This window comes from Enterobacter quasihormaechei, from assembly GCF_004331385.1.
In the GTDB taxonomy this organism is placed as follows: Bacteria; Pseudomonadota; Gammaproteobacteria; order Enterobacterales; family Enterobacteriaceae; genus Enterobacter; species Enterobacter quasihormaechei.
Genome location: NZ_SJON01000009.1, coordinates 45,094 through 61,763 on the forward strand (window position 1 = coordinate 45,094; position 16,670 = coordinate 61,763).

Consider the following 16,670-nt stretch of genomic DNA (forward strand, 5'->3'; position numbering starts at 1 on the left):
ATTTTGGGATTGTGCCGGGTAAGCGTTAGCGCCACCCGGCAATTAATAAGAGGCACTATGTCTTCAGAAATTATCCCCGTTAACCAGGATATTGAGCTTCGAGCCGTCGAAGAACGTTATACCGCCGATCTGCATAACCTCGTGATTAAAAACAAAACCTGGCTGCAAACCGCCTTCGACTGGGCGCAGCATGTCGGCAGCGAAGAGGACACGCGACGCAACGTGCAGAGCAACCAGATGCTGCACGAGCGCGGTTACGCCAAAATGTTCCTGATTTTCATGAACGACGCGCTGGTGGGCGTGCTCTCCTTTAACGCTATCGAGCCTGCGAACAAGGCCGGGTACATTGGCTACTGGCTCGACGAAGCGCATCAGGGGCAGGGCATTCTCTCTCAGGCGCTCCAGGCGTTTATGCGCTATTACGTTGAGCGCGACGAGATCCGCCGCTTTGTCATTAAATGTCGCGTAGATAACCAGAACAGTAACCGTGTGGCTCAGCGCAACGGTTTTGCGCTGGAAGGATGCCTGCGGGAAGCGGAAAAGCTCAATGGCCGCTACGATGACGTGAATCTTTACGCCAGGCTTTTCCCGCTATAGTGCCCCCAGCAGCGGCGTTCGGGTGATCCGCGTGTCGCCGTTGATCACTTTAGATCCCCGGACGTGAATGCTTTCACCCTCAAGCGCCTCAATAACTGCATCGTCTGAAATTTCCACCTGATGCTCAATCAGAACATCGCCACTGATACGCGCCCGGCCCTGAATCACGACGTGGTCGTCAATCAGGATCGGCCCGCCGCGCAACCACGCCTCGCCGCCTATCAGCACGTGATGTTTAATAACGCAGTTGCCTTCGACGAGGGCGTTTTCCGCGACCTGTGAGCTGTACCGCAACGTCGGGATTGCATCGTCCTCTGAACCGGCCAGCAGGCGGGCATTGCCGTACACTTTGGCGCAGTCGCACACCCAGACGTTATTAAGCGCGTTGCCCTCAATAATGGCGCGATCGAACACCTCCGCGCGGTGCTCTACAAAGGCCCAGGTCACCATGGCATCGCCGTAAATTTGCGCCTGATGCACAATACGCGACTGGCTGACCGTTGCGCTGTCGTAGATTTGCAGGATCTGCTCGCGGTCGGGCGTAAGCCCTTTGGCTGCGATCACTATGCTGTTATGCAGCACCCGCGCATCACCTGCGATGCGGCATTCCCCGCGCACCGTAGAGTGCTGAATAGTGACGTTGTCACTTATTATCGCACCGTGACTCACCTCGGCGGCGTCCAGCCAGCTGTTGCCGCTAACGTGTGCGCGGTGGCTTACGATGCAGGGCTGGGTAAGGCGGGCATTACCGGATACCCGGGCACCGGCAAAGACCACGCTGTTTTCATCGTAAATCCAGCAATCCCCGTCCTGTGCGAGGGCGTTCTCATCCTCAACCCAACCGCCTTTTGTCCCGCGGGCAACATCGTTAAAATCGTCCACGGCAACAATCTGTCTGAGGGACGTTGTGCACGGCGTGGTCCCGTCCTGCCAGCGCCACAGACGGGTTTCATTGCTAAGCCGATATTTTGTCATCGTCTGATCCCTGAAAAGCCTTTCACTAAACGTAGCAAACTTTTGGCTTGTCGAAGTGCTGGCGTCCACACGGGAAACCCCTTAAAATGGCATTTCAAATACATTTTAAAGTTTAAAAAAAATGCATAATGAAAACCAACGCGTTCTTAACTTGCCCGCCGGGTACTTTGGCATGGTATTGGGTACCATTGGCATGGGGTTCGCCTGGCGTTATGCCAGCACTGTATGGCCGGTTACGCGCTGGCCGGGAGAGATCCTGGTGGCGCTGGCGGTGACGATCTGGTTCTTTTTGAGCGTAGCGTTTCTCACCCGTGCGGTACGGTTTCCACGCAGCGTGCTGGCAGAGATGCGACATCCGGTAATGAGCAGTTTTGTCAGCCTGTTTCCCGCCACAACGATGCTGGTGGCCATCGGCTTCGTGCCGTGGTACCGCCCGATGTCGCTGGTGTTATTTAGTGTGGGCGTGGTGATCCAGCTTGCGTATGCCGCCTGGCAAAGCGCCGGGCTGTGGCGCGGTAAGCACCCGGGAGAGGCGACAACGCCGGGCCTCTATCTGCCGACGGTGGCGAACAATTTTATTAGCGCGATGGCCTGCGGCGCGCTGGGTTTCCACGATGCCGGACTGGTGTTTCTTGGCGCCGGCGTCTTTTCCTGGCTGAGCCTGGAGCCGGTCATTTTGCAGCGCCTGCGCAGCGCCGGCGAACTGCCCGCAGCGCTTCGTACCTCGCTTGGGATCCAGCTTGCGCCAGCCCTGGTGGCCTGTAGCGCCTGGCTTAGCGTCAACGGTGGCGAAGCGGACACCTTTGCCAAAATGCTGTTTGGCTATGGCCTGTTGCAGCTGCTGTTTATGCTGCGTCTGATGCCGTGGTATCTGTCGCAGCCGTTCAACGCGTCGTTCTGGAGCTTCTCATTCGGGGTCTCGGCGCTGGCAACCACCGGTTTGCATCTTGGGCAAAGTAGCCCGTCAGGGTTCTTTCACGCCCTTGCTGTTCCACTGTTTATTTTCACCAACGTCATCATCGCGATGCTGCTGGTCCGTACTTTTATCTTGCTGATGCAGGGCAAACTTCTGGTGCGCGCTGATAAGGCACTGCTTATGCAATCTGAGGAAAAACAATGACTGTCGATGAAAACTACTTTACCGAGAAATATGGTCTGACCCGTACGCACTCAGAGGTGCTACATAGCGCGAATATTGTTAAGCCGGGTAAAACGCTCGATCTCGGTTGCGGAAATGGCCGTAACAGCCTTTACCTGGCGGCCAACGGCTATGACGTGACGGCGTGGGATAAAAACCCGATGAGCATCGATAACATCGAGCGCATTAAGGCGGCGGAAGGGATTACGAATCTGCACACGGCGATTCAGGATCTGAACAGCCTGACCTTTGACGGCGAATATGACTTTATTCTTTCTACCGTCGTACTGATGTTCCTTGAGGCGAAAACCATCCCTGGTCTTATCGCCAATATGCAGCGCTGCACCAGGCCGGGCGGCTATAACCTGATCGTTGCGGCGATGGATACCGAGGATTATCCGTGTACCGTTGGCTTCCCGTTTGCGTTCAAAACCGGTGAGCTGAGCAATTATTACCAAGGCTGGGAGCTGCTCAAGTACAACGAAGAGGTGGGGGAACTCCACCGTACCGATGCCAACGGGAACCGTATCAAGCTGCGCTTCGCCACCCTGCTTGCACGCAAGCCCGCTTAACGCGCGGCCAGCAGACAGAGTTGCAGGGCGGTGCGGTAGGACGCCTCGAACGACGACAGCGGTAAAAACTCAAACTTTGAATGGAAGTTATGGGCGCCGGTGAAGAAGTTCGGGGTGAGCAAGCCTTTGGCTGACAGCGCTGCGCCGTCCGTGCCGCCGCGCATCGGCGTTGGCTTGGGCGCGATACCGAGCGATTCCATTGCCTCGAACATCAGGTCGATGGCGCGGCGATCTTCACCAATCGCGTTACTGATATTGCTGTAGGTGTCCTCAATGCGGACGTCCACATTTGCCGTAGGGTGCTGCGCGGCTATTTGTGCCGCCACATCGGTAATTTGCTGCTTGCGGGCGGCAAAACCCTCTTTGTCGAAATCACGGATGTTGGCTTTCAGCACCGCTTCGTTTTGTCCGGCCTGGATGCCGTTAAACCAGATGTAGCCCTCGCGCCCTTCGGTGCATTCCGGAGTTTGCTGGCGATCAAACTGGCTGATGAAGTCCGTGGCCATCAGGAGCGGGTTGACCAGCACCCCTTTGGCGGACATCGGGTGGGCCGTTACGCCGGTAAAGCGAATGTCAGCCGCTGCCGCGTTGAAGTTCTCATAAACAATTTCCCCCAGTTCGCAGCAGTCGATGGTCCAGGCAAAATCGACGTCGAAGCGCTTCAAATCCAGCGCTTTCGCACCGCACAGGCCAATCTCCTCGTCAGGCACAAACGCCACCACAATATCGCCATGCTTATGCTCGATCGTCAGGTTTTCCAGTACCGTCATAACCACGGTGACGGCCGCTTTATTATCTGCGCCTAATACGCTGGTTCCGTCGCTGAAAATAATCTCTTCATTAGGGTAAGCCAGAATTTCCGGGTGCTCTTTGACGCGCAGCCAGATCCCTTTCTCTTTATTCAGGCAGAGATCTTCACCCCTAAACGTTAATATTTGCGGATGAATATCCGGAGATAAACCGACGTCCACCGTGTCGATATGAGTAATAAAACCAATGCGCGGCGCACCCGCGACATTGCCTTTTTTCACGGCGGTAACGGTAGCGAATTCATCTATCACAATGTCGTCCAACCCCAGCTTTTCCAGCTCGTTCGCCAGTTCCCGCGCCATGTCGTGCTGGCCCGGCGTGGAGGGCAACGTTTTCACTTTTGGATCGCTCTGGCTGGTAATGGCGAGATAACGAAAAAAGCGACGGGTAAATTGCCTGGAGAGTTCAGAGCCCATAGTGTTTCCTTCTGTATTTATTTTTCATGTGTTTGCGCCATCACTTTAATGTTATTTATGGAACGGCAAAAGAAGTAATTAGCCGTCGAATTAAAAAGACAGGAAATAATGATGAAAAGCACATTCACAACGATAACGCTGGCGCTGGCTGCGCTGACGGTCAGTTCCACCGTCGCGGCAAAAACGCTGGTGTATTGCTCTGAAGGATCGCCGGAAAACTTCAATCCTCAGCTATACACCTCGGGAACCAGCGTGGATGCCAGCGCCGTACCGGTTTATAACCGTCTGGTCGATTTCACGCCCGGCACCACCGAGCTGGTGCCGAGCCTGGCCGAAAGCTGGGAGGTGAGCGAGGATGGCAAGATCTACACCTTCCACCTGCGCAAAGGGGTGAAATTCCACAGTAATAAGCTGTTTACGCCGACGCGCGACTTCAACGCGGATGACGTGATTTTCTCGTTTATGCGCCAGAAGGATGTGAATCATCCGTACCATAACGTTTCAAACGGCAGCTATTCCAACTTTGAAAGCCTGGAGTTTGGCAGCCTGATAACGGCCATCGACAAGGTTGACGAGCACACCGTGCGCTTCACCCTGGCGCACCCGGAAGCGCCGTTTGTGGCTGACCTGGCATGGTATTTTGCCTCCATCCTGTCGGCGGAATATGCCGATGCCATGCTGAAAGCGGGCACGCCAGAAAAGGTCGATATGCAGCCGATTGGCACCGGTCCGTTTAAGCTGGCGCAGTACCAGAAGGATTCCCGCATCCTCTTTACCGCCTTCCCGCAATACTGGCAGGGGAAATCGAAGCTGGATCGTCTGGTGTTCACCATCACGCCGGACGCCTCGGTGCGTTTTGCCAAAGTTGAGAAGAACGAGTGCCAGGTGATGCCGTTTCCGAATCCGGCGGATCTGCCGCGCATGAAGGCCAGCAAAGACATCAATCTGATGAGCAAGGCCGGCCTGAATACCGGTTTCCTGGCGTTTAACACGCAAAAGCCGCCGCTGGATAACCTGAAGGTGCGCCAGGCGCTGGCGATGGCAATCAACAAACCCGCCATCATTGACGCGGTGTTCCACGGAACCGGCACGGCGGCGAAAAACCTGCTGCCGCCTGGCGTCTGGAGTGCCGACAGCGCGCTGAAAGACTACGATTACGATCCTGAAAAAGCGAAGGCGCTGCTAAAGGCTGCGGGATTTGCCAACGGCGTCAGCATCGAACTGTGGGCCATGCCGGTGCAGCGGCCCTATAACCCGAACGCGAAACGGATGGCTGAAATGATCCAGGCGGACTGGGCGAAAGTAGGCGTACAGACCAAGATCGTGACCTATGAATGGGGCGAATACCTGAAGCGCGTGAAAGGAGGGGAACATCAGGCCGCGCTGATGGGCTGGACAACGGCGACAGGCGATCCGGATAACTTCTTCGGGCCGCTGTTTACCTGTACGTCCGCCAACGGCGGGTCGAACTCGGCAAAATGGTGTTATAAGCCCTTTGATAACCTGATTGCCGAAGCTAAATCGATAACCGATCGCGAAAAACGCGTGGCGCTGTACAAGCAGGCGCAGCAGATGATGCACGATCAAATGCCGGCGGTGATGATTGCCCACTCGACCATTTTGAGCCGGTCCGTAAAGAGGTCACGGGCTATGAAATCGATCCCTTCGGCAAGCACCTGTTCTGGCAAGTGGATCTGAAAGAGTAATAGTTATACTGCCCGGTTTCAGCCGGGCACTATTTTCGCTATTTGTGCTGTCTTCGTCATTTTTTGCAACACCACGTTCCCTCCTTTTTTGTTATAACTTCAAGTGCATACTTGCAGATAACATGGAATACCATCATGCGTACTCAGACTTTTTTTAAAGTTGCAGTGCTTTCTGGCCTGTTGGCCCTTTCAGGCTGCGCGTCAAAAGTCGCAGCCCCCGAGCAGTATTCGGGCTTTTTAAAAGATTACTCAGGCTTGCAGGAGATGACATCTGCAACCGGGAAGCCAACCCTGCGTTGGGTTGATCCTTCCTACAATGAGGCGAATTACGACAGCATTATCTGGACGCCGATTACCTATTATCCGGCGCCAAAACCGACCACTCAGCTTGGGCAAAAAACGCTTGATGAGGTGTTGAGTTATACCAATACCAAACTGAAAACCGCGATTGGCCAGCGTAAGCCGATTGTCACGACGCCAGGCAAACATAGCCTGATTTTCCGTGGCGCCATCACCGGTGTGAGCTCGGACAAAGAAGGTTTGCAGTTCTATGAAGTGGTTCCTGTCGCGCTGCTGGTTGCGGGAACGCAGATGGCAACTGGCCATCGCACCATGGATACGCATCTGTTCTTTGAAGGCGAGCTGATCGATGCGGCCACCAACAAGCCGGTAATTAAAGTTGTTCGTAAAGGTGAAGGTGAAGAGCTGGCAAATGAAAATACGCCGATAGGCTTCGCCACGCTGAAACAGGTTGTGGATGACATGGCGACAGATGCCTCCATGTTTGATGTTCATCAGACTGCAAAATAATCAACACGGCCTGCACTTTCGCAGGCCGTTTTTTTATGCTGTCCGCAGGCGTCGGAACCAGGTCTCCGGTTTGGTAAACATCACCATATTTCCCCCCAGAATCAGCAGCAGGCCTGCGATCCCGTTGAGATGCCACACGTAGCCCTCGTAGATTGTTGAAATTGATAGGGCCACCAGCGGGAACAGCAGGGTGCTGTACGCGGCTTTACCGGGACCAATGCGGCCCACCAGGGTAAAGTAAGCCCCGAAGGCAATCACCGAGCCAAACAGCGCAAGATACAGCAGCGCCCCCATATAGCTCACCGTCCATTCCGGCATAAAGCTATCACCCCTGAAGAGGGCGATAAGGCCCATCACGACGGTGCCATACAGCATCGCCCAGGCATTGGTGGTCATCGTTTCCAGCCCGTTGCGCTGATGACGCATGCTGATCATATTCCCCAGCGAGAAGCCGTAGGTGCCGAGGGCGGAAAGCCCAATACCGGTGAGCAACGACGCGCTCCAGCCGCTGGCGAGCAGATCGTTCCAGAACAGGGTGATGATCCCGATAAGCCCCAGCGCTGCCGCCGTCCAGAAGCGTGCGGGCGGGCGCTGGCCGAAGAAGATAAAGCTGTTGATGGCGTTATACAGCACGGCCATCGAGAAGATCACCGACTCAAGGCCGGTATTGATATGGGCGGCGGCGGTGTAAAAGCACCAGAAGTTAAAGCAGAATACGCAGCAGCCCTGAAGCAGGCAGTAGAGGTGATCCCGCAGCGCCAGCCTGCGCAGGCGGCGAAGGGCGAGGAGGACAATCATCATCGTGGCGCTGGCCACGGCAAAGCGCCAGAAAATGGAAACCGGGGCGGGAACCGGCCCCTGTTGCAGAAAAATAGCGATCCAGGTCGTACCCCAGATAACAACGACCAGCCCATAGAGTAATGCGTTCATGGTTTCTCTCTTCTCATACCGCGAAAAACACCAGTGTGACGAAAGCGCGGGCGGGCGGCTTTCATCGGCTTGCGCCGGACTTGCACATTCTTGCGCTTTTTTCTCACGCGAACGCTGGTAACAGGCTGCAACACTTCATAGACTGACAGTCTGATTAATCACCTGTTTACGGCCATGTCTCTCGTTTACGACACCTTTGAAACGTTACGCCAACAAAATGCGGTGCTGCGGGAAACCGTCGCGCTCAATTCTGGCATTCAACTGGCGGCGTGGTACAACAAGCACGATACGATCACCGTAAAAAGCAACCACCATACGCTCAGCCTGTACGTGGCGGATGGCTATGAAAGCTATCAAAAAACCCCCGGTGGCTGGAAAAATGGCGGCGGGCCGGATCGTTTTTGCCTGATGCCCGAAGAGAGCGAATCCACGTGGGATATTCGTGACGACCTGTCGTTCGTCCACCTTTACTGCACCGATGAACATCTGCGGGACGTGGGGGAGAAAATCTGGGATAAACGTCCGCTATCACTGACGCTGGATGAAAAAATCTTTGGCAGCGATCCGAAAATCACCGCCCTCTATCGTCAGTTTTTGCTGGGCTGCGACTGGCAGCAAAACGCCAATCAGCTCACCCTGAGCACCGCGTCGACCTTACTGCTGACGCATTTAGTCCAGCATTATTCCAGCGTACAGTGGAAGTTACCGGTGGTCACCGGCGGGTTATCGCCGTTTGTGCTGCGTAACGTAGTGGCCTTTATCGAAGAAAATCTGGCGCAACCCTTAACGCTGGCGGAGCTGGCGGGTCAGGCCGCACTCAGCGAGTATCACTTCGCCAGAATGTTCCGCCAGTCGATGGGGCTGGCGCCGCATCAGTACGTCATGCAGCGCCGCATGGAGAAGGCCAAAGCGCTGGTGCAGCACACCACCACGCCGCTCACCGACATCGCGCTGGCCTGCGGATTCAACTCCGCCAGCCATTTCAGTAACCGTTTTCGCAGCATGACGGGGATGACGCCGTCCCAGTTACGCGCGACGAAGGCGTGAAAAGACCGCGTAACATAACCCACCCAGCACCAGCCCCCAGAAGGCGGAGCCAATCCCCAGGATCGTGACGCCGCTGGCGGTCATCAGGAAGGTGACGATCGCCGCGTCGCGCTCCGCTTCATGATTCAGCGCCTGATACAGACTGCCGCTAATCGTACCGAGAAGTGCCAGACCGGCCAGCGTCTGGATCCCGCTCAGCGGCAGGGCGGCCATCAGCCCGGAAATCGAGCCGCCGAAAACCCCCGCCAGCAGATAAAACCCGCCTGCCGCCGCCGCGGCCAGCCAGCGTTTAGCGGCATCCGGGTGGGCGTCGGGGCTCTGGCAAATGGCGGCGGTGATAGCGGCGATGCAGATGGAATAGACGCCGAAGGGGGATAACACCAGCGCCAGCCCGCCGGTCGCAACGATAAGCGGTGAGACCGCCAGCGGATAGCCCGAAGCCTGCATGGTGGCGAAGCCGGGCGCATTCTGCGACGCCATGGTCACCAGAAAGAAGGGCAAGCCGATGCTTATCAGGCTGGTGAACGTGAACGCAGGGGCAATAAATTCAGGCATGATAACCGATAACGTCATTTTATCCGTGACAACGTCACTTCCGGCCCAGGCCGCGAGAATGCCCACCAGCAGCGTGACGACAATGGCGTAACGGGGAGCCACGGCTTTGGCCACCAGCCAGGCGGCCAGCATACTGCCGCAAAGAAAAAGGTGCCCCTCAAGGTTGCTGAATGCCTTCAGGCCGAACTGTAACAGCACGCCCGCGAGCATAGCGGCGGCAAGCGAGTGCGGGATCAGCTTCATCAGCCGGGCAAACAGGCCGGTCACGCCGCACAGCAGGATCAGCGCATTTGCAAACATAAATACCCCGATGGTTTCCGCCAGCGTGACGCCATGCAGGCTGGTGGCGAGCAGCGCCGCGCCGGGCGTTGACCAGGCGGTCAGCACCGGCGCCTTGTACCACCACGATAACGCAAGCGTGCTGATCCCCATCCCGAGGCCCAGCGCGGTCATCCATCCGCCGATTTGCTGTGGGGTTGCGCCTGCCGCCGCGGCGGCCTGCCAGATAATGGCGGCAGAGCTGGCATAGCCCACCAGGACGGCAACAAAACCGGCCAGTACGGCAGGAAAGAGAGGGGCAGTCGATCGCATGGGAACTCCGTTGTGCGTTATAACGTCCGGCGTAAGGTATCACTGTGCGCTATAGCGTACAAGTGGTATGCTTCGCACAACGGGAGGAACCATGGATATTACGCAACACCTTGCCACTACACTGAAAGCGCTGCGTCAGGCGCGGGGCTGGAGCCTGTCGAAGCTGGCCGAAGAGACGGGCGTGTCGAAAGCGATGCTTGGGCAAATCGAACGCAACGAGTCCAGCCCGACGGTCTCCACCCTGTGGAAAATCGCCACCGGGCTGAACGTGCCTTTTTCGGCGTTTATTACCCCAGAGAGCGACCCGCAGGCGGTATTTGATCCGCAGCAGCAGGCGATGGTGGTGAAGCCGCTTTTCCCCTGGGACGACCAGCTCAGGTTTGACCATTTCTCCATCACGCTGTCGCCCGGCGCGTTGAGCGAGTCCACCCCGCACGAAGCCGGGGTGATTGAACACGTGGTGGTGATAAGCGGTGAACTGGAGATGCAGATCGACGGCATCTGGCGGACTATTTATGCTGATTCTGGGGTGCGTTTTGCCGGCGACAAACCGCACGCGTACCGCAACAGCAGCGCCCGGACGGTCCATTTTCACTCTCTGATCCATTATCCCCGCTAAAGCGTCGCAAAACGGTTTCACTGACACAGACTTCTGACTACAATAGCCGCCATTTTGACCATAACGGATAACGACGAAGTATGCGCCTGCACTCCCATCATCTTGAACTGCTCAGCCCGGCCCGCGACGCCGCCATTGCTCGTGAAGCCATTCTTCACGGTGCGGATGCCGTCTACATTGGCGGCCCAGGCTTCGGTGCCCGTCATAACGCCAGCAATAGCCTGCGCGATATTGCCGACCTGGTGCCGTTCGCCCACCGTTTCGGGGCGAAGGTGTTCGTGACCCTGAACACCATTCTTCATGATGATGAGCTCGAGCCCGCGCAGCGTCTGATTACCGATCTCTACCAGACCGGCGTTGACGCGCTGATCGTTCAGGATATGGGCGTGCTGGAACTGGATATCCCGCCGATTGAGCTGCACGCCAGCACCCAGTGCGATATCCGCACCGTTGAGAAGGCAAAGTTCCTTTCGGACGTTGGGTTCACACAGATTGTTCTGGCGCGCGAGCTGAACCTGAACCAGATCCGCGATATTCACCAGGCGACCGACGCCACTATTGAATTCTTTATCCACGGTGCGCTGTGCGTGGCGTATTCCGGGCAGTGTAATATCTCTCACGCCCAGACGGGGCGCAGCGCTAACCGGGGCGACTGCTCTCAGGCCTGCCGTCTGCCGTATACCCTGAAAGACGATCAGGGCCGCGTGGTGGCATTCGAAAAACACCTGCTGTCGATGAAAGATAACGATCAGACGGCGAACCTCGGCGCGCTGATCGACGCCGGCGTGCGCTCCTTCAAAATTGAAGGGCGCTACAAGGACATGAGCTACGTGAAAAATATCACCGCCCATTATCGTCAGATGCTGGATGCCATCATCGACGATCGCGGTGATCTGGCCCGCGTCTCTGCCGGACGTACGGAGCATTTCTTTATTCCGTCTACGGACAAAACCTTCCACCGCGGCAGCACGGATTACTTTGTGAATGCGCGCAAAGGGGACATCGGCGCGTTTGACTCACCAAAGTTTATCGGCCTGCCGGTGGGTGAAGTGCTGAAGGTGGCGAAGGACCATCTCGACGTTCAGGTTACAGAGCCGCTGGCAAACGGCGACGGTCTCAACGTGATGATTAAACGTGAAGTGGTCGGTTTCCGCGCCAACACCGTGGAGAAAACCGGCGAAAACCGCTATCGCGTCTGGCCGAACGAAATGCCTGCCGATCTCTACAAAGCCCGTCCCAACGCGGCGCTGAACCGTAACCTGGACCACAACTGGCAGCAGGCGTTGCTCAAGACCTCCAGCGAGCGCCGCATTGCGGTGGATATCGCGCTGGGGGGCTGGGAAGAGCAGCTGATCCTGACCATGACCTGTGAAGACGGTATCAGCGTGACGCATACACTCGACGGTATGTTCGAGGTAGCGAACAACGCAGAGAAAGCGCTGAACAGCCTGAAGGACGGCGTGGCGAAGCTGGGTCAGACCATTTATTACGCGCGTAATATTGAGGTGAATCTGCCGGATGCGCTGTTCGTGCCGAACAGCCTGCTGAATCAGTTCCGTCGTGAAACGGCTGAGATGCTGGATGACGCGCGCCTGGCAAACTATCCGCGCGGCAGCCGTAAGGCCGAAGCGGTGCCTGCGCCGGTTTATCCGGACACGCATCTCTCCTTCCTGGCGAACGTTTATAACCACAAAGCGCGTGCGTTTTATCATCGTCACGGCGTACAGCTGATTGACGCCGCGTATGAAGCGCATGAAGAGAAGGGCGACGTGCCGGTGATGATCACCAAACACTGCCTGCGGTTTGCCTTTAACCTCTGCCCGAAGCAGGCGAAAGGCAATATCAAAAGCTGGAAAGCAACGCCGATGCAGCTGGTGAATGGCGACGAAGTGTTGACGCTGAAATTCGACTGCCGTCCGTGTGAAATGCACGTTATCGGTAAGATGAAGAATCACATCTTCAAAATGCCGTCGCCTGGCAGCATTGTGGCCTCCGTCAGCCCTGACGACTTGATGAAAACCCTGCCGAAGCGTAAAGGCAGCTAACCCGGAAAGTGGGTATCGGGTTTGCGCGATTTCTGCCAGGCATGGCGCTCGCGCAACCCCTCCGCAGATTCCTCTGCCTCGCTGCGTAACGCGTCGCTGTCAGCTTCATGACGAAGCTGATGGTCGGCGTTTTTCACATACAAAAATACATGTCCTTTGTGCTCCGCCATAATCTGCCCTGAGAACAGGGCGCTTATCAGCAGCAGTAGTGACAATCCTTTTCTGAACATCCTTCATCCCCCGAAAATACGCCAGGGTTATCGTAGGGATAATTTCATAGAGTAATTATTTGACTGTTCAAATTTGAGAAAACAGACTGTCAAAATTTGTGATCGCAATACAGCGCATCTGAGACTATTCTTAAAAGCATTCTTGTCTTTGTAAACTCCCATTTCTGGTATGAAAAGAGCAGCTAGATTTATGGGGAAATCATTTACAATAAGATTTTTCTGGCTAAGGATTGGATCTAATAAATGAAAAAAATAATCGTGCTATCACTTCTGGGCGTAGTGGTTGCTGTGGGTGCTGCTGCCAGCATCTATTCAAACGAAGAACCAGAATATATTCAGTCAGCGAAAAGCCGCGTCGGATCGTATTTAACCAGTGATTACGGCCGCGTCGAATGTAATAGCACCCAGGTAAGTGAAGATCGCTGGGAGCTGGGCTGCACCAACAAGGCGAGGGGGAAAACCTTTCAGTTTGCCGTTTACCCATCCGAGCAGGCACCGTACGGAGTCTCTCGCGCGTTTTATCTCGAAGCGATTAATGATGATGCCCGCCAGAGCGCCGAGCAGGGGCTGATGCGTTATCTGCAAATTAATACCAAAGCGGGTTAATCGATTCGTTTATGCTTCGTTGAGGCTCACGGTGGTAGATTGCAGGTGATCCACATCCCGGTATGGAATACCGGAGCGTAGATACCAAAATACAAATCTATCCATGCAAGCATTTACCGCCAGAATATGGCGGTTTTTTTTGCCTTTTTATCGGGTCGGCTGCAAAAACTGCTTTCGATATTGCGTCGGGGAAAGGGCATATTGCTGGCGGAAATGGTGGCGCAGCGTGGCGCTGAGTCCAAAACCGGTTTGTTCTGCAATATTGTCGATGCTGAGTCGGCTATTTTCGAGATAATCCTTCGCCCGCTGCAATCTCGCCGTCAATAACCAGCGCGCGGGCGTGGTTCCGGTCGCGTCCTGGAAACGGCGCAGAAAGGTACGCTGACTCATGCCAACCCGCAGGGCCAGCGACCCGACGGTATGTGGCACGGCAAGATGCTGATGAAGATAATCAAACAGCTGACCCAGGCGCTGACTTTCCCGCAGTTGAGCCACCGGCCGGCTTAGCTGCTGGGTTTGCGAGCCATCTCTGTGGGGCGGGATCACCAGCCGACGCGCCACGCGGTTTGCCGCCTCCATACCGTAATCCCGGCGCACCACGTGCAGGCACAGATCGATCCCCGCCGCGCTGCCGGCGGAAGTAAGAATATCCCCCTCGTCCTGATACAGCACATCCTCAACCACGGTGACGGCGGGAAAACGTGATTTCAGCGCGTGCGTGTAACGCCAGTGGGTGGTTGCCTTCCGTCCGTTGAGCAGGCCCGTGGCTGCCAGCACAAAAACGCCAGAACAGATTGAGAGCAACTGACAGCCGCGGGCGTGCGCCGCGCGTAACGCCTGACAGAGCGCCTCGGGTACGGGTTCGTCCAGCCCTCGCCAGCCGGGTACGACTACCAGATCCGCCGTCTCCAGCAGGTGCAGATCGCCATCGGCCAGAATGCGTATCCCGCCCGTTGCCCGGAGTTCGCCTTCATCCACGCTCGCCACGGCGAACCGATACCAGTCGTCGCCCATCTCCGGGCGCGGCAAGCCAAAGACTTCTACCGCCACGCCAAACTCAAAGGTGCACAAACCGTCATACGCCAGCACGACCGCGCGCGGAGGAGTGTGTCTTAAGTTTGTCATCTTTTTGCTGTTTTCTGGCATAGGCGGAGGCATTCATGGGCTGTATTAAGGGATAGAGTAGTGTTAACACAAACACCACAAATGAGGAAGATTCATGAGCTATGTTACTGAATTTCCGGCTTCCGAGCCGCAGGAAGCCGTGGGGCATTTTCTGCGACGCTTAAGCGTAGAGACGGACTGCGCCGATGTGCAACACGCTATATCCAGCGGTGAGCAGGACTTCGCTCTGCTGCACGTGGTCGGGAAGCCCGAGCATTTTGCCCGGCGTCATCTGCCCGGCGCGCAGCATTTACCCTGGAGCCAGATTACCGCAGAGCGGATGAACGCGTGGCCGGCGGGCACGCTATTTGTCGTCTATTGTGCAGGCCCGCACTGCAACGGCGCGGACAGGGCGGCGCTGAAGCTGGCGCGTCTGGGTCTGCCGGTCAAGATTATGCTCGGGGGCATGACCGGCTGGGAGGATGAGCAGTTCGCGTTTGCAGGATCGTCATCATCCGGTTCTGGAACATGAATTTTTTTCAACACCGATGAAATTTTCTCGTTTGTCGTGAGGCAGGGGGTGTGACATCTTTTAAGGACGTTTAGACATCCAGAAGTCTAAAGATTCAAGAGATGAATTATCACTGTGGGCAATTAACGCCGACAGACAAAGGAGATTTCCATGCAGCGACACCACGCCCCGTTCCGCGCCGATGTAGTCGGCAGCTTTTTACGCCCGGATTCCATTAAACAGGCGCGCCTGCAATTTGCCAGCGGTGAGATCGATGCCGGGCAGCTTCGCGCGGTCGAGGACGAGGCCATTCGCCGCGTTGTTGAGCAGCAGTGCGCCTGCGGCCTGCACGTGGTGACGGACGGTGAGTTCCGCCGCGCCTGGTGGCACTTCGACTTCTTTGACGGGCTTCAGGGCGTGGAGCGTTATGACGCTCAGCAGGGCATTCAGTTCAACGGGGTGCAGACCAAAGCCCACGGCGTGCGCGTCACGGGCAAGCTGGGCTTCGGCGATCATCCTATGCTGGAAGACTTCCGCTACCTTAAAAGCATCAGCGGCAACGCGCAGCCGAAAATGACCATTCCGAGCCCGAGCGTGCTGCATTTCCGCGGTGGCCGCAAGGATATTGATGCCACGGTCTATCCAGACCTGAACGACTACTTTGACGATCTGGCGACCACCTGGCGCGACGCCATTCGGGCATTCTACGACGCGGGCTGCCGCTATCTGCAACTGGACGACACCGTATGGGCCTATCTCTGTTCGGAAGATCAGCGCCGCCAGATCCGGGAGCGGGGGGATGACGCCGACGAACTGGCCCGCATCTATGCCAACGTGCTGAACAAAGCGCTGGAAGGCAAGCCGGACGACCTGACCGTCGGGCTGCACGTCTGCCGCGGCAATTTCCGCTCAACGTGGATTTCAGAGGGCGGCTATGAGCCGGTGGCAGAGGTGCTGTTCGGCACGGTTAACGTCGACGCATTCTTCCTGGAGTACGACAACGATCGTAGCGGCGACTTCGCGCCACTGCGTTTTGTGCGCCCGGGCAAACAGCAGGTGGTTCTGGGGCTCATTACCACCAAGCACGGCGAACTGGAGAACCCTGAAGGGGTGAAAGCGCGTCTGGAAGAAGCTGCGCAGTACGTCGCGAAAGAGCAGATTTGCCTCAGCCCGCAGTGCGGATTTGCCTCCACGGAAGAGGGTAACAGCCTGAGCGAAGCCCAGCAGTGGGATAAAGTTCGCCTGGTGACGCAAATCGCCAGCGACGTCTGGTAACACCCTCCACAGCGCTGCATTAATACAGTGCAGCGCTGTACCATTCTGAGTCGTTTCCCGTCATCCTTCTCTCGCATCCCTTTAAAATCTAGCCTCTGCAACCTGGCACTCTTTTTGCTCTCCTGAAACTGAC

General features: G+C 56.4%; 16 protein-coding genes and 1 pseudogene. 11 read left to right on the forward strand and 6 right to left on the reverse strand.

The features are described from left to right. Window positions 1–57 precede the first annotated feature (57 nt). Window positions 58–597 (forward strand): 50S ribosomal protein L7/L12-serine acetyltransferase, encoded by a 540-nt coding sequence (rimL, locus tag E0L16_RS13145; protein WP_131637101.1) that lies wholly within the window; start codon window positions 58–60, stop codon window positions 595–597. Here rimL and ydcK read toward each other — a convergent pair. After that, window positions 592–1,572: a YdcK family protein gene (gene ydcK / locus E0L16_RS13150; RefSeq protein ID WP_131637102.1), complete on the reverse strand. Its 981-nt coding sequence runs from the start codon at window positions 1,570–1,572 to the stop codon at window positions 592–594. The two genes, rimL and ydcK, sit on opposite strands and share 6 nt — an antisense overlap. A gap of 121 nt (window positions 1,573–1,693) precedes the next feature. Here ydcK and tehA point away from each other — a divergent pair, with 121 nt between their 5' ends. Then, window positions 1,694–2,692: a dicarboxylate transporter/tellurite-resistance protein TehA gene (tehA, locus tag E0L16_RS13155; RefSeq protein WP_131637103.1), complete on the forward strand. Its 999-nt coding sequence runs from the start codon at window positions 1,694–1,696 to the stop codon at window positions 2,690–2,692. Further along, window positions 2,689–3,282: a tellurite resistance methyltransferase TehB gene (gene tehB / locus E0L16_RS13160; protein ID WP_063866742.1), complete on the forward strand. Its 594-nt coding sequence runs from the start codon at window positions 2,689–2,691 to the stop codon at window positions 3,280–3,282. Before tehA ends, tehB begins: the two co-directional genes overlap by 4 nt. On the opposite strand, the gene pepT is transcribed toward tehB, so the two are convergent. Then, complete coding sequence (gene pepT / locus E0L16_RS13165; protein WP_131637104.1) at window positions 3,279–4,508, reverse strand: peptidase T; 1,230 nt, start codon at window positions 4,506–4,508, stop codon at window positions 3,279–3,281. The two genes, tehB and pepT, sit on opposite strands and share 4 nt — an antisense overlap. A 111-nt stretch (window positions 4,509–4,619) precedes the next feature. Here pepT and E0L16_RS13170 point away from each other — a divergent pair. Both E0L16_RS13170 and E0L16_RS13175 read left to right on the forward strand, forming a co-directional pair. After that, a pseudogene (locus E0L16_RS13170) lies at window positions 4,620–6,214 on the forward strand (ABC transporter substrate-binding protein). 135 nt (window positions 6,215–6,349) lie between these two features. Continuing rightward, window positions 6,350–7,024, forward strand: a complete 675-nt coding sequence (locus E0L16_RS13175) for a DUF3313 domain-containing protein (protein WP_131637105.1) — start codon at window positions 6,350–6,352, stop codon at window positions 7,022–7,024. Between the two features lie 33 nt (window positions 7,025–7,057). Here E0L16_RS13175 and E0L16_RS13180 read toward each other — a convergent pair whose 3' ends face one another. Next, window positions 7,058–7,954: a DMT family transporter gene (locus E0L16_RS13180; protein ID WP_112792302.1), complete on the reverse strand. Its 897-nt coding sequence runs from the start codon at window positions 7,952–7,954 to the stop codon at window positions 7,058–7,060. Window positions 7,955–8,128: 174 nt separating this feature from the next. On the opposite strand from E0L16_RS13180, the gene E0L16_RS13185 reads away from it, so the two are divergent. Beyond that, the gene (locus tag E0L16_RS13185; protein ID WP_107535337.1) at window positions 8,129–9,001 is read left to right on the forward strand and encodes a helix-turn-helix domain-containing protein; all 873 of its coding nucleotides are present in this window, start codon (window positions 8,129–8,131) and stop codon (window positions 8,999–9,001) included. On the opposite strand, the gene E0L16_RS13190 is transcribed toward E0L16_RS13185, so the two are convergent. Next, a complete protein-coding gene (locus tag E0L16_RS13190) occupies window positions 8,981–10,147 on the reverse strand; it encodes a benzoate/H(+) symporter BenE family transporter (protein WP_131637106.1) in 1,167 nt (388 codons plus the stop codon). The two genes, E0L16_RS13185 and E0L16_RS13190, sit on opposite strands and share 21 nt — an antisense overlap. Before the next feature lie 91 nt (window positions 10,148–10,238). Between E0L16_RS13190 and E0L16_RS13195 the strand changes: the two genes are divergently transcribed. Together E0L16_RS13195 and E0L16_RS13200 are read left to right on the forward strand one after the other, a co-directional pair. Beyond that, the gene (locus tag E0L16_RS13195; RefSeq protein WP_063866735.1) at window positions 10,239–10,766 is read left to right on the forward strand and encodes a helix-turn-helix domain-containing protein; all 528 of its coding nucleotides are present in this window, start codon (window positions 10,239–10,241) and stop codon (window positions 10,764–10,766) included. Window positions 10,767–10,846: 80 nt separating this feature from the next. Then, window positions 10,847–12,811, forward strand: coding sequence for a peptidase U32 family protein (locus tag E0L16_RS13200; protein WP_131637107.1), 1,965 nt, complete (start codon window positions 10,847–10,849; stop codon window positions 12,809–12,811). On the opposite strand, the gene E0L16_RS13205 is transcribed toward E0L16_RS13200, so the two are convergent. After that, entirely contained in the window at window positions 12,808–13,041 is a 234-nt protein-coding gene (locus E0L16_RS13205; protein ID WP_131637108.1) for a DUF2554 family protein, read from the reverse strand. The genes E0L16_RS13200 and E0L16_RS13205 overlap by 4 nt on opposite strands. A 243-nt stretch (window positions 13,042–13,284) precedes the next feature. Between E0L16_RS13205 and E0L16_RS13210 the strand changes: the two genes are divergently transcribed. Next, the gene (locus E0L16_RS13210; protein ID WP_015570547.1) at window positions 13,285–13,647 is read left to right on the forward strand and encodes a hypothetical protein; all 363 of its coding nucleotides are present in this window, start codon (window positions 13,285–13,287) and stop codon (window positions 13,645–13,647) included. Between the two features lie 147 nt (window positions 13,648–13,794). Here E0L16_RS13210 and ftrA read toward each other — a convergent pair whose 3' ends face one another. Further along, on the reverse strand, window positions 13,795–14,793 hold the full coding sequence (ftrA, locus tag E0L16_RS13215; protein ID WP_131637109.1) for a transcriptional regulator FtrA: 999 nt from the start codon (window positions 14,791–14,793) through the stop codon (window positions 13,795–13,797). Window positions 14,794–14,866: 73 nt separating this feature from the next. Here ftrA and E0L16_RS13220 point away from each other — a divergent pair, with 73 nt between their 5' ends. Then, a complete protein-coding gene (locus E0L16_RS13220) occupies window positions 14,867–15,283 on the forward strand; it encodes a rhodanese-like domain-containing protein (protein WP_131637110.1) in 417 nt (138 codons plus the stop codon). Window positions 15,284–15,433: 150 nt separating this feature from the next. Next, the gene (locus tag E0L16_RS13225) at window positions 15,434–16,537 is read left to right on the forward strand and encodes a cobalamin-independent methionine synthase II family protein (protein ID WP_131637111.1); all 1,104 of its coding nucleotides are present in this window, start codon (window positions 15,434–15,436) and stop codon (window positions 16,535–16,537) included. The last annotated feature ends 133 nt before the right edge of the window (window positions 16,538–16,670 follow it).